General features: G+C 59.9%; 9 protein-coding genes and 1 tRNA gene. 8 read left to right on the top strand and 2 right to left on the bottom strand.

All coding sequences use genetic code 11. The features are described 5' to 3' along the window. Positions 1 to 73 precede the first annotated feature (73 nt). Entirely contained in the window at positions 74 to 208 is a 135-nt protein-coding gene (locus ADJ70_RS15575) for a hypothetical protein (protein ID WP_305727888.1), read from the bottom strand. 1391 nt (positions 209 to 1599) lie between these two features. Between ADJ70_RS15575 and ADJ70_RS12985 the strand changes: the two genes are divergently transcribed. From ADJ70_RS12985 to ADJ70_RS12950, 8 genes are all read left to right on the top strand, one after another. Then, positions 1600 to 2214 carry a TetR/AcrR family transcriptional regulator gene (locus ADJ70_RS12985; protein ID WP_050342070.1) on the top strand — a complete coding sequence of 205 codons (615 nt, stop codon included), beginning with the start codon at positions 1600 to 1602 and terminating at the stop codon, positions 2212 to 2214. A 141-nt stretch (positions 2215 to 2355) separates the two neighbouring features. Continuing rightward, a complete protein-coding gene (locus tag ADJ70_RS12980) occupies positions 2356 to 4071 on the top strand; it encodes an ABC transporter ATP-binding protein (RefSeq protein ID WP_050344614.1) in 1716 nt (571 codons plus the stop codon). Continuing rightward, the gene (locus ADJ70_RS12975) at positions 4068 to 5831 is read left to right on the top strand and encodes an ABC transporter ATP-binding protein (RefSeq protein WP_050342068.1); all 1764 of its coding nucleotides are present in this window, start codon (positions 4068 to 4070) and stop codon (positions 5829 to 5831) included. The genes ADJ70_RS12980 and ADJ70_RS12975 overlap by 4 nt, the downstream gene beginning before the upstream one ends. Before the next feature lie 106 nt (positions 5832 to 5937). Next, a complete protein-coding gene (locus ADJ70_RS12970) occupies positions 5938 to 6543 on the top strand; it encodes an MptD family putative ECF transporter S component (protein WP_216597275.1) in 606 nt (201 codons plus the stop codon). Then, the gene (locus ADJ70_RS12965; RefSeq protein ID WP_216597274.1) at positions 6543 to 7298 is read left to right on the top strand and encodes an energy-coupling factor transporter transmembrane protein EcfT; all 756 of its coding nucleotides are present in this window, start codon (positions 6543 to 6545) and stop codon (positions 7296 to 7298) included. The genes ADJ70_RS12970 and ADJ70_RS12965 overlap by 1 nt, the downstream gene beginning before the upstream one ends. Next, positions 7295 to 8680 carry an ABC transporter ATP-binding protein gene (locus ADJ70_RS12960; RefSeq protein WP_050342066.1) on the top strand — a complete coding sequence of 462 codons (1386 nt, stop codon included), beginning with the start codon at positions 7295 to 7297 and terminating at the stop codon, positions 8678 to 8680. Before ADJ70_RS12965 ends, ADJ70_RS12960 begins: the two co-directional genes overlap by 4 nt. A 332-nt stretch (positions 8681 to 9012) precedes the next feature. Next, positions 9013 to 10416: a Fic family protein gene (locus tag ADJ70_RS12955; protein ID WP_050342064.1), complete on the top strand. Its 1404-nt coding sequence runs from the start codon at positions 9013 to 9015 to the stop codon at positions 10414 to 10416. Between the two features lie 168 nt (positions 10417 to 10584). Continuing rightward, on the top strand, positions 10585 to 11799 hold the full coding sequence (locus ADJ70_RS12950; RefSeq protein WP_050342063.1) for an ATP-binding protein: 1215 nt from the start codon (positions 10585 to 10587) through the stop codon (positions 11797 to 11799). A gap of 1423 nt (positions 11800 to 13222) precedes the next feature. Here ADJ70_RS12950 and ADJ70_RS12945 read toward each other — a convergent pair. Then, positions 13223 to 13298, bottom strand: a tRNA-Lys gene (locus ADJ70_RS12945). Positions 13299 to 13313: the final 15 nt, after the last annotated feature.

Genomic DNA, 13313 nt, shown 5'->3' with positions numbered 1-13313 from the left:
CTGATGTCATGAGAGCTATCCTGCGGAGCTTCCCATGGCAAAGTTTGCGTCCGCAATCTTTGCCAGATCGTCGTCATGGGTCGCCAATGATGACGGTCGTCCCCTCGCTAGCACGCTGGCATATGAGGTCGATGACCATCTGGCGGTTGGCTTTGTCGAGCGAAGCCGTCGGCTCGTCGGCGTACAGTACGTCAGCATGCTTGAACATGGCGCGCGCAAAACCGATTGGCCCTAACAACGTTGTCTCTCACCACCAGACAACACCGACGCGAGCTCCCGCGCGCGCCCGTCAAGCCCAACTCTCTTGAGGTTTTTTCGACTTCGTTTATACGCCTGCTCTGCTCGTATCTGCTCAAGACGATTAAATCGGGCTTGATGAGCTGCCAGATCGCTTTTCCGCAGCTCGGAGTAGCTCTGCAGTTGGCTGCCCCAACTAAGAGGCTCCGTGAGTTCGTGTAGGTTGGTGGTTGCGTCACCGCCCCGGCGGCGTGGGCCTCAGGTCCGAGCACCCTGGCATCACGAGGTTCATGGGGCCGTCGATGTCGTGGAGCCCCTAGCCCCACCCGGTCGCGCGAGCGGGCATGGGTGGGGGACGCAGGAGTGTACACAGATTGGCTAAAATGACCTCTCGGCACAGTTTCGGGTCATTTGTGTACACTGTTGCGCCGTTGTGGACAGACGTGAGAACGCGGGAGTGTACACAAATCAGCGAAAACGGTCTCTCGGCGCCGTTTTGGGGCACTTGTGTACACTGTTGCGACGCGATTCACCGAGGCGTCAACCTACACTAACCCCCGAAGAGCCAAATTTTTTTCGCTCTTCGGGCTGACCCGAAAGAGCGCGTTTGTAAGGAGTCGGATCACCCATCGGATACGTATCGTGTGGCACAGCTTGATGGCCGACAGTTTGAACCGGGCAAATATGCTGGACATGTCGCCGCGCTAGGTTCCTCATGATTCTCGCCTGGAAGTCTAGCGCGCGCATGCGGAAGCGGTCAGGCCCGCATACGGACTCATCAAGAAGTGCAAGGCTACGCCACACAGGGTATGCGGCAAGGACGACAATATGAGATCAGGCGCAGTGAACCTCGAGGAGTGCACAGCACGCGCGCACCTCCTCATCGCGATGTGAGTGAATCACTCACTTCCTCATCGCGATGTGAGTGAATCACTCACATCGAGTCTACTTTCAGTAAGGCTCTGACCTGGAGTTTTACAAGTTCGACTCTCTCAACTTGTGTTGCCGAGTGCGAGAAAATCACTCACTTCGTGCTGACGATGTGAGTGAATCACTCACATCGTGCCTCCGCGCATCCTGTGCCGCGCCCCACGCCCGCATCCTGTGCAGCATCCCACCGCCGCGCATCCTGCCCACGCCCCGCCCGCACCACGCCCCACCGCCGCGCCACGCGCACACGCCCTGTCCTCGTCGCCCACGCCGCACACCGCCCACGCCCTGCCCGCATCGCACGCCGCCTACGCCGCACCCACCGCCCACGCCCCGCCCGCGCCGCACGCTCCGCCCGCATCACGCGTTGACATCAATGTCGTCCTGTGGTATGTATCAGTGATATATATCACTGATACATACGGAGGGATCGTGGGGCTCTCAGAAACACAACAGAAGATAGTCGAGGCCGGCAAGCGGGAGTTTCTCGCCAAGGGCTTCAAGAGCGCGTCGCTACGCGCCATCGTGCGCGAGGCAGGGTTCACCCAAGGGGCCTTCTATGGTTACTACCAGAGCAAGGCCGACCTGTTCGACGCCATAGTCTCTCCGGCGGCCGACGGCCTTTTGGACCAGTTTCGCAAGGCACAAGAGGCGCATTTCGACCTCATCCCAGAAGGCAGGGCGGCCTTTAGCCGACGGCTGTCGACCGAATACCTCGATGCGTTCTTGGATTTTGTCTACGACAACTTCGATGCCTTCAAGCTCGTGCTGTGCTGCTCCGAGGGGACGCGCTACGAGACCTACGTGCACGACCTCGTCGAGCTCGACGTCGAGCGGACGCAACGCTTCTATGAGGAGCTGCGCCAGGCGGGCAGACTCGAGGGCGAGGTGAGCATCGAGCTCCACCACATGATAACGAGCGCGTATTTCACGGCTGTCTTCGAGACCGTCGTCCACGACATGGAGCGGGATAAGGCGAAACGCTACGTTGCCGAGCTGGCGCAGTTCTTTAACAGCGGATGGGAGGGCCTGCTCAGATTTTCGTAACCCGCCGCGCCTTGGCTTCTCGTGATCCGCCGCATCTTGGCGTCGTCACGCTTTGACACGTCCCCGTATAGGCGGGCAAGTGGCCGCCCACAGAAGGAGGTTTTTGTGCCTGCAGCCCACAGCACCACCGTATCGAGACTGATGTCCTTTGCCCGCGAGGCCTACGGCGGCCTTACCGCCTCTGTGGTCTTTGCCGTCCTTGGCGCGGCCGCCGGTATCGTGCCCTATATCGCTGCGGCGCAGATACTGACGCTGGTCTGCGCCGGAATGTACGAGCTCGGCCCCATAGCCGCAGCGGCATCCGTCGCCCTTGTCGGCTACCTTGGCAGCGTATGGCTCGCGTCTGCCTCGACGATCATCTCGCATCGGTGCGCCTTCATTACCCTGAACAGCATCCGCAAAGCGCTTACCGACAAACTCTCACGCGTCCCCATGGGCACGGTGCTCGACCAGCCATCGGGCACGTTCAAAACGCTCATCGTCGATACGGTCGAGAAACTCGAGCTTCCCCTCGCCCATATGGTCCCCGAGCTGACGGCGAACACCCTCATCCCCGTCCTGATGCTTGCCTACCTCTTTGTCCTGGACTGGCGCCTGGCCCTGATATCGCTTATCACGATACCAGTCGGGATCTGCTGCTACATGGGCATGATGAAGGACTACGGGCCCCGCTACGCACGCGTGCTCGATGCGAGCAAGAACATGGACGCGGCCATCGTCGAGTACATTGGCGGCATCGAGGTCATCAAGGGGTTCAACCAGAGTACGGCATCATATGGGAGGTACGTGGACGCAGTCCGCGCAAACGAGGACGCAAAGGTCACGTGGTTCAGGCAGACCAACCCCTTCTATGTGGCCGGTGTCACCATCATGCCGTCATGCCTGATAGGCGTCCTGCCGCTGGGCAGCCTCCTCTACCTGAGCGGCGATATCTCCGCCTCTGCACTCATCACCTGCATCATCCTCGCACTCGGGCTGGTGAAGCCGCTCATGCAGGCGCTAAGATACACCGACAGCCTGGCGATGGTGGACTCAACGGTGGCCGAGGTATCGACCCTGCTCGATGCGCCCGAGATGAAGCGCCCCTCGACGCCCGTCGAGATTCCCGACTACCGCATAACGTTCGACAAGGTGAGCTTCGGATACGGGAAGGAGGAGGTGCTCCACGGCATATCGCTTGCGATCGAACCGCACGCCATGACCGCCCTCGTCGGCCCCTCGGGGTCAGGAAAGTCCACCGTCGCGCGCCTCATCGCCTCGTTCTGGGAGGCGGATGGCGGCTCGGTGGGCATTGGCGGCATCGATGTCAAAGATATACCGCTTGAGCAGGTCATGCGATCGATCTCCTATGTGACTCAGGACAACTACCTGTTTGACCTGACAGTCCGCGAGAACATCCGCATGGGCAAACCCGATGCGTCCGATGCGGAGGTCGAGGAAGCCGCGCAACGCGCAAGCTGCCATGAGTTCATATGCGCCCTGCCGGCAGGCTACGACACCTGCGTCGGTAGCGCGGGGGCGAGGCTCTCGGGCGGCGAGCGCCAGCGCATCGCCATAGCACGGGCAGTGCTGAAGAATGCGCCCATCGTCATTCTCGACGAAGCGACCGCCTTCACCGATCCCGAGAACGAGGCGGCCATACAGGCGTCCATCAGCGGGCTTGTGACGGGAAAAACGCTCATCATCATCGCCCACCATCTTTCGACCATCGTGGGAGCGGACAAGATAGTGGTCATGGACCACGGCAGGATATCTGCCGAGGGCACCCATCACGGGCTGCTTGAAAGCAGCCCGCTGTACCGCAGTCTCTGGAACGCCCAGCAGGAGGCCACGCACGCAGGAGGTGATACGGCATGATCAAGCTGTTCGGGCGCTTGCTTGCCTTTGCGGGAGAGCAGAGGCGATCGCTCATCCTCTCGTTCGTCTTCACCGTCTTCACCGCGATGTTCGAGACGCTACCTCTGATGGCCATTCTCGTCGTGCTGATCGAGGTGCTCGATGGCCTGGCCGGGCGTCCCATCTTTGCGACGACTGCCTGGGTCTCTCTGTCTATCATGGTCGTCAGCCTTACGGGACAGATCGTGCTCACCAACTGCTCCTCTCTGCGCCGTACCATCGGCAGCTTTGATATGTGCTCACAGAAACGCCTTGAGATAGGCGAGAGGCTCAAGCGCACGTACATGGGCTTCTTCGATGAGCGCGAGGTTGGCGCCATCGCGGCCGCCGCAACCACGACGCTCGAGGATATCGAGACTAAGGCGGTGAGTGTCCTCGAGATCGTGGCGGGCGGTTTCATACAGGCCGTCGTCATCACCGCCTGGCTTCTCGCCTACGAGTGGCGTCTGGGGCTTGTCTCGATTGTTGGCCTTATCTGCGCGTTGCTTCTCTACTCGCTGAGTCAGAAGGTCGGCGACAGCTATTCCCCGCGCAGGCAGGCGGCCCAGGCAAACCTGGTTTCCGCCGTGCTTGAGCACGTTCAGGGCATGGCGGTGGTCAAGGCCTTCGGCCTGGGGACAAGAACCGCGCGCAAGGTCGACGCTGCCATCGACGAGAGCACGGCGGCAAACGTCTCGCTCGAGCGCGCCTTCACCAGCGTAGCTGCAGCCTACCAGAGCGTGTTCAAGCTCGTGCGCGCGGCATTTCTTGTGATCGCCCCCTACCTGCTGCTCATCGGTGACATCGCTCCCGAGAAGAGCCTGATGCTTTTGGTCGCCAGCTTCATGGTCTACTCGGCAGTGGAGGTCGCCGGCAGCGTAACTTCGATCGCACGGGCCATCGACGCCTCGCTCGATCGCGTGGACGAGGTCATGGACATGCCCCGTATCGACGAGGATAGCACCGACATCAAGCTTGATCGGTTCGACATCGAGCTTGTTGGGGTCTCGTTTTCCTATGGGGACGGCGCCGTCGTCATCGACGACGTAAGCCTTGCCGTTCCGGAGAAAACGACCTGCGCAATCGTAGGCCCGTCAGGCTCGGGAAAGACCACGCTCTGCAACCTGATAGCCCGATTCTGGGATGTGCGCGAAGGGAGGATCGCGGTCGGCGGGGTGGACGTTCGCGACATCACCTGTGACAGCCTGCTTACAAACTTCTCGATCGTCTTTCAGAACGTCTACCTGTTCAACGATACCATCGAGAACAACATTCGCATCGGCCGCCGTGACGCCACGGACGAGGATGTGCGCGAGGCGGCCCGCAGAGCCTGCTGCCACGAGTTCATCAGCGCGCTTCCCGACGGCTATCAGACGATGGTGGGCGAGGGAGGCTCGTCGCTTTCTGGCGGAGAGAGGCAGCGCATATCGATCGCCCGCGCCCTTCTGAAGGATGCTCCCATCGTCATCCTCGATGAGGCTACGGCAAGCGTGGACCCCGAGAACGAACGCGAGCTACAGAAGGCCATAGCCGAGCTCACGCGCGGCAAGACGCTGCTGATGATAGCCCATCACCTGGCGACGGTGCGAGATGCCGACCAGATTGTCGTGCTCGACAAGGGACGCATCGTCCAGCGCGGCACCCACGCCGAACTTATGGGGCAGGGAGGCCTGTACCGGCAGCTGGTGAGCATACGGCAGCAGGCGTCGGGATGGGCCATTCGCAGGGAGGCAGCCGGTTAGGGGGCAAGCAGGCTGCGATCGGGGGCACGCGGTCGGAAGGCATCCGGGCCGCGGCAAAAAGGGCAGCCAAGACACGGCCGTCGTATACCAAGACAAGGAGGATAACGTGCGTAAGCAAAGCAGCAGATGGACGGTGAGAGACGTCATCACAACGGTGCTCTTGAGCGTGGTGATGATCGTCATACAGGCCGCGCTCAACGTCATCTTCATGTTCAACAACTTCGCAAGCATGGTGCTTTCCACCGGCGTTATCGTCCTGGTCCTCGGGCCTGTGTACACCCTGCTTGTCACACGCGTCGCCAAGCGTGGGACGTCGCTTGCGTACCTGACCATGGTGGGGATGGCCTACCTTGCCTCGGGCAACTGGTACCTCTTGCCCTGGTACGTCCTTGTCGGCCTGATCTGCGAGACTATCCTCTGGAAGGGCGGATCGTGCCAGGATCCCAGGAAGGTCATCGCTGCTTGTACGGTAAGCGGCTTTCTCCACCAGGGCACCAACCTGCTGCCCATCGTGCTCTTCTGGGACACCTACTACGCGTTCTCGACCTCGGCAGGCCAAGACCCTGCCTATGTGAAGGACTACCTGCTCTACTACACCAACCCGGCGTGGCTGGCCTTTATCCTTGCTTTCACGCTAGCATGCGCGTTAACCGGTGGCGTGATTGGCAGCAGGCTGATACAAAAGCACTTCCAGAAGGCAGGAGTCCTGTAGTGTCCGATTGTCTCGCAGCATCCGGCGCGGAGCACGACACCGCATCCGAGAGCTCCACGTCGTGTGACCGCACACTTGCGGTGCCGGTGAAGCTCGTCGCCTTTGCCTGCATGCTCCTGTGCATCTTTTTGACTGACCGTCCGTTGTGGCTGTGGCTCCCCTCGCTTGTGGGCCTCTGTCACCTCGCCTTTCAGGGGCGATGGAGGCTGGTCGCATCGTTTACCAGCTTCTATCTGGTGCTCGCGGCACTCCTGTGGGCAATCGTTGCCCAGGGACTGCGAATGGTGCTGTTCTCGGAGTTTACGGTCCTGCTCTTCTGGATCCTCTTTCCGGCCATGATCGTCTCGTGGGACCTTATGACCACGCCTCCTGGCCTGCTTGCCGAATTCATGTCACGTCTGCACGCCCCGACCTCCTGGATACTTGGGATGCTGGTGGTGTTTCGGTTCTTTCCAACCATGGGCTCTGAGCTTGCCAGCATCGTACAATCCATGCGTAACAGGGCCCTGCTCTCGCCGCTGCAGATCGTTCGCCATCCGGCCCTCAGCTGCGAATACGTGCTCGTACCGCTTCTGTTGCGCTGCTTGCAGATAGCCGACCAACTGACCGTCTCGGCGATCGCGCGCTGCGCCGAGCAGCCAGGCGTGCGGGGCAGCTATCACAGCCGTCCGCTTCGTCTGGGTGACTGGGTCTGGATGGCCGTCTGGATCGTGACGGCTACCGTGTTTCTGACGCTGGGAGGCTCGAAGCTGTGATCAGGTTCGAGGGGGTCTCCTTCCGCTACCAAGGGAGCGACAATGGCATCTTTGACATCGACCTCACCGTCACCGCCGGTGAGTGTTTGGTGTTGTGCGGCACCTCCGGCTGCGGGAAGACGACGGTAACCCGCATGGTGAGTGCGCTGATACCCTCCTTCTACCACGGAAAGAAGGAGGGGCGTGTCCTGGTGAGGGGCAGCGATGTGGAAGGCCTCAGGAGCTGGGAGGTCGGGAGTCTGGTGGGAAGCGTGTTCCAAGATCCCAAAAGCCAGTTCTTCTCTGCGGAGCTTACCGGAGAAGTGGCGTTCGCCTGCGAGAACCGGGGCATGGACCGCATGGAAATCAGACGGCGCACTGATGGCGCCTTGGCCATGATGGGCCTGGAGGCGCTGCGGAGCCGAGCGGTCGACACGCTTTCCAGCGGCGAACAGCAGCGTGTGGCGATAGCCTCGGTATACGCGCTCACACCGACGGTCCTCGTCCTCGATGAGCCGACTGCCAACATGGATGCCACGGGCATGGCGCAGCTGCAACAGACCGTACTGGAGCTCAAGCGGAGAGGGCTCACCCTGTTGGTCGCCGAGCATCGCATAGCCTGGCTCGACGGCATTGCTGACCGCTACCTGTACCTGCGGGCAGGACGCATATGCCGGCAGTTTTTGCCTTCGGAGATGCGGGTGCTTCCCGATGTCGAACGGCGTCGCATGGGTCTGCGCTCGGCGATTCCGGTACCGCTGCCTCATCTTCCTGCTCCACATGGCGCTCGTTTGGCCATCCAGTGCAGGGGGCTTGCCTGCCGGCGGGGCAAAACGCAGGTATGGTGTGGCCTGGACCTCTCGTTCTTTACGCATCGGGTGACGGCGATCATGGGGCCCAACGGCGTCGGTAAGACCACGCTCGGACTTGTGCTCAGCGGACTTTTGCAGCAAAGGGAGGGTGAGGTGATCGTCAGCGGAAGGCGTCTGCGCCCCGCGCGGCGCAGACGGGAGCTGTGGTTCTGCGCCAACAACACTGGGGCCCAGTTCTTCACCAACTCCGTGTCCGACGAGCTTCTTATGAGCATGCGGGGACGTAGCGAGAAGGGCATCGGGCGGGCACGCGACATCCTCAGGCGAATGGGGCTCTACCAATACCGCGATGCGCACCCGGCCTGCCTGTCGGGAGGTCAGCGCCAGCGTCTGGCAATTGCCTGCGCGCTTCTCTCCGATCGCAATATCCTTGTCCTCGACGAGCCGACAAGCGGCCTGGATGCCGCAAACATGCGAATCATCGCTACCGAGCTCAAAACGGCTGCCGCAGGAGGGCGATGCGTGCTGGTCATCACACATGACACGGAACTCGTCGCCGAGTGCTGCGACAGCGCGGTCTCACTCGGCTGAGGTCGTCCGCACCTTGAGAGTCATCGATCAGACAGGTCGCGATTGACTCGGTGACCTTCCGCGCCAGCGCCTTCTCCCCACTGCTTGTGCATACATTTCTATGTAAACATTCATATAAGTCATTTGATACATTGAAATAGTAGTAGATAGTGTCTCGCTGCTCTCATCACGTGACGAGGCCCACAAGCCACCGAAGGCCTCGCAGCCTTCGGGTTCGTTTGCATCCCCTACGCAGCTAAGGCGGGACAGACATGCCACGCCAGCCAATGACACGTTGATGTATCCTGTCTATCCCCAACCAAAACGATGTCCCCTCAACAAAGAGGATTTCTATGACCAAGCGGTTCGTCTCCGAGACAACTGACTGCGACTTCAAGGCTCATGTCGAGCACTCAAGACCCAAGAGTTGGCTGAAGAGCGTGAGCGCCTTTGCAAACACAATTGGGGGCACGGTCGTGTTTGGCATCGATGACTCCACACACGAGGCGATCGGCATCGACAATCCCCAGGCAGAGATAGAGTTTATCTCGCGCATGATCCACGACCGCATAGATCCCATCCCGCACTTTGAGATAGCGCTATCAGGCGAGCGGGCAGGGGCGGTAATCGAGCTGCGCGTACCTGCGGGCACCCACCCACCCCACTACTACCGAGCTGATGGCAGACGCGAGGCCTACGTGCGCAACGGCGACAGAAGCGAGCTCATCTCGTCTGAGCACCTCAATGAGCTCATCCTCAGGGGAACGAACCAAACCTGGGATAGCCTCGTCTCAGGGATTTCGATGGATCGCGCCAGCTTCACGGTCCTGAGGGCAGGCTACGCTCTCAGGACCGGACATGACATAGATGACGCGGACCTCATCTCGTTTGGCCTCGTAACAGATGACGGAGGCTACCTTACGAATGCCGGTGCGCTCCTCGCCGACGAGCCGCTGATACGGCACTCCCGACTCTTCTGCACAAGGTGGACGGGCACACGCAAGGAAGACCCAACCGATGATGGCGAATTCTCTGGTAGCCTGCTCACCCTGCTGCGAGAGGGCGAGGCATTCGTGAAGCGACACAACATCCTCTCATGGAAGAAGACCCCCAACAGCCGCATAAACCTACGCTGCTATAGCGAGCGCGCCATCACCGAGGCGCTCGTGAACGCGCTTGTCCATCGCTCCTACCTTGACCTCGGCAGCGAGGTCCATATCGACATGTACGACGATCGCGTTGACATTATCTCGCCAGGCTCCATGATGAAGGGGCCGCTGCCCAAGGATGTCATGTCCACGCATGTGGAAAGCCATCGCCGCAACCCCATAGTGTGCGACATCTTCAGCCGCATGAACCTCATGGAGCGTCGTGGAACGGGACTTCGCGAGATATGTAGCGCGACGGCTGCCGAGGACGGCTATAGATCCGAGTTCAAGCCCTTGTTTGAGAACGGACCACACGACTTCTACGTTACGCTGTGGAACATGAAGTTTGAGAGAACCCCCCAAGTCGCCCCCCAAGTCGCCCCCCAAGTCGCCCCCCAAGTCGCCCCCCAAGTCGAAAGGCTTCTGCGGGTCATGGGAAATGAGACCCTATCGCTGTCTGACATCATGGGACGCATGGGCCTATCTGACAAAAAGAACTTTAGGGAGAGCTACCTCGTGCCCGCGCTCAGGTCTGCGGTCATAGAGATGACGATTCCCGACAAACCCAACAGCAGCTTACAAAAGTATCGACGCACACACGAAGCGTAGCGACAGGGAAAGGCTTGCCGAAGCAGCCCAACGGGAGATGGATGCCCCCCTCACCCGCGATAGAGTCGATTCCACGGCATGAAAAGCGAATTTGTAGTTACTCTCCAAATTTTACATTACCCACCAAAGCCTGTAGAGTACCTCCCATAGGAGAAGGGAGGTATCCTCATGTACATCAATCGAGAGATCGAAGCTGCGCTACGCACTCATCTAGCGCAGTTCAAGTGCGTGCTCGTCACAGGAGCGAGACAGACCGGAAAGACCACGTTGCTCAAGCACATCCTTGGCAGTACCTATGATTACGTCACGCTCGATGACATAAACGAACTCGACAACGCGATCGACGATCCTGGCACGTTTCTCAGCTCCTCCTCGACGCCCATCATCATAGACGAGGTTCAGCTTGCCCCGAGCCTCTTTCGCCAGGTAAAGCTCGTGGTCGATGCCAAAGACGCGTATGGCTCTGTCGTGCTCACGGGCTCACAGACCTATGGCCTCATGCAGGGGGTGAGCGAGTCGCTTGCTGGTCGTGTCGGAATACTCGAGCTCGGATCACTGTCCCTGAGAGAAATATCGGGCAACACGAAAGGGACGCCCTTTACCTCCCAATGCCTGCCGCGCAAGGAAACGCCGAGATCACCCAAAGGCTTCAATCTCTGGGCCCATATCCAGCGCGGCTCTATGCCACGACTTCAGGACGCTGAGATGGACTGGTACTCCTTCTACAACAGTTACATCCAGACCTACTTGGAGCGCGACGTGCGGCAGGCAATCAACCTAAGGGACCGGCGCAAGTTCTACAATTTCATGGTTGCGGCCGCCGCCCGAACGGGGCAGCTACTCAACGCGAGCGACATGGCTAATGACGTCGGCGTCAGCGTGAAGACCATCCAAGGCTGGATCTTGGTCCTCGAGGCCAGCGGTATCATTCGTATTCTGCAGCCGTTTTGGGCAAACACCACAAGGCGCCTGACCAAGACGCCAAAGCTGTACTTCATGGATACGGGTCTCGCGTGTCATCTTGCGGGATGGAATACGCCAGAGCAGCTCAAGCGCGGAGCTATGGCAGGTCACATGTTCGAGACCTTCGTCGTCTCTGAGGTCCTCAAGAGCCATATGAATGCCGGGCGCGACCCGCGAAACATCTCCTTCTATCGTGATTCGCAGAAGAGGGAGATCGACCTGCTGATCCAGGACGGGAAGGTCATGCACCCCGTCGAGATTAAGGCGAGGGCCAATGTGCGTGCCGAGGCAGTCAGAAACTTTGAGGTACTTAGCAGCTTCACTGATTACGAGGTCGGTTTTGGCAATGTCATATGTCAGACGGAGACGCCATACATGGTCAGCAGGGATGTCCAAGCCATCCCCGTCTGGACGATATAGGTCAATCTGGCACTATCTGCAAGATCCAAGTCACCAAAGGGGGCGGCTCATACTATACGTGTGCTGGTAGGGTCAACCAATACGAGCCCATGCCGCTGCATACCGGAAGTGAGTGAATCACTCACTTCGCGATTACGATGTGAGTGATTTTTCTCGCGAAAATGACTTGATATGACTTGACAAAAGAAGCTGAAATTACGTATGCGCAGGTAGATCGATTATTGAAGGAAAGCTCGAAGTGAGTGAATCACTCACTTCGCAACGGCAGCGTCCTCGACGGGCACCCAAGGCAAGCAGATAGAAATGAGCCGGATAGACGCATGCTACGCACATCTGGTCTTCTCTTCGTGTGCTGTGGGTGCCCTGCTGAAGCAGGACTCCATCGGTGCCGTAGGCATCCCATGGAGGTTGAGATACTCGTGTCACCCAACGCAACTCGCTCGCAACAGTGTACACAAATGCCCCAAACCAACGTCGAGAGGTCATTTTCGCCGATTTGTGTACACTCCTACTGCGTCTTTCCGTGCGGTCGGGCCCACCGACCGAGACCTGCGGGCCCTGGCACAGCCCCCCGCAGCCTGGCGGGGGGTTGTCCGAGCGCGTTTGCCCAGTTGGGCCACTTTTCATAGTGCCCCGCAGGCTGGCGGGAGGTTGCGCCCCACGCCTCCCGGGCGGCGACGTGACGAAAAAGCGCAGTCTGCGCGATGTGGGAGCCGCAGACTGCGCCTTTCCGTGAGGCGTCGGGCCAGGTTGCGCCCCTCCGCAAGGCCGCACGGCCCTCCTCCGCAGCCCCGACACCGTCCCCCGCAGGTCGGGCCTAGCGACCGTCGCGCGCCCGCCGCCGCCCGCGACGTCGCGGCTGACGCGCGTCCCCGCCCCTGTGAGTGATGGCCTCATGTCGCATGGCGCCAGAGACGGTCGTCGCGCGCGGGCGGCGGCCCATGGTTCTTCGCAGCTGGGCGCGGGCCCTCGGGGCAGGCGGCGGCTTGGGTCTGCGTCCAGTGGGCTAAGGGAGTGCCGGGAGGCCAGGTTTATGAGGTCGGCCCGAAGGATGCGATACACATCGCTCCTACGATACGTTTCAGAGATGTGAGGCTATCCAGAGACGAATCACTGGGATTTCACGCGCTTGACAAAGAACTGCTGAGAGTGTGCCGCCAGATCGACAGGATTGACTTCATGGTGCCTACGGCAAGCCTCTACTCGTATCAGCCGGAACTTGATATCTCACTCGACGAGCCCAGCAGTGGAAGGGATCCAGATTCCGACTCCAAACCAGGGTAAGGCTCCAGAACACGAGAGAGACAAAGCAGGCGTAACCAAAAAGTAGCTCTTTGGCAAGAACCTTAGCGACCCTTAGCGGCGCGCGGTCTTCCGTCCATATGGAAAGGCCAGGGGTTTTGTCCCCTGGCCTCGTGTCCCATGGTGGGTCGTAAGGGGGTCGAACCCTTGACCTTGAGATTAAAAGTCTCCTGCTCTGCCAACTGAGCTAACGACCCATATTTGGATTCTAC

This window comes from Olsenella sp. oral taxon 807, from assembly GCF_001189515.2.
In the GTDB taxonomy this organism is placed as follows: Bacteria; Actinomycetota; Coriobacteriia; order Coriobacteriales; family Atopobiaceae; genus Olsenella_F.
Note: the sequence above shows the minus strand (reverse complement) of the source record. Positions and strands in the feature narration are given on the sequence as shown.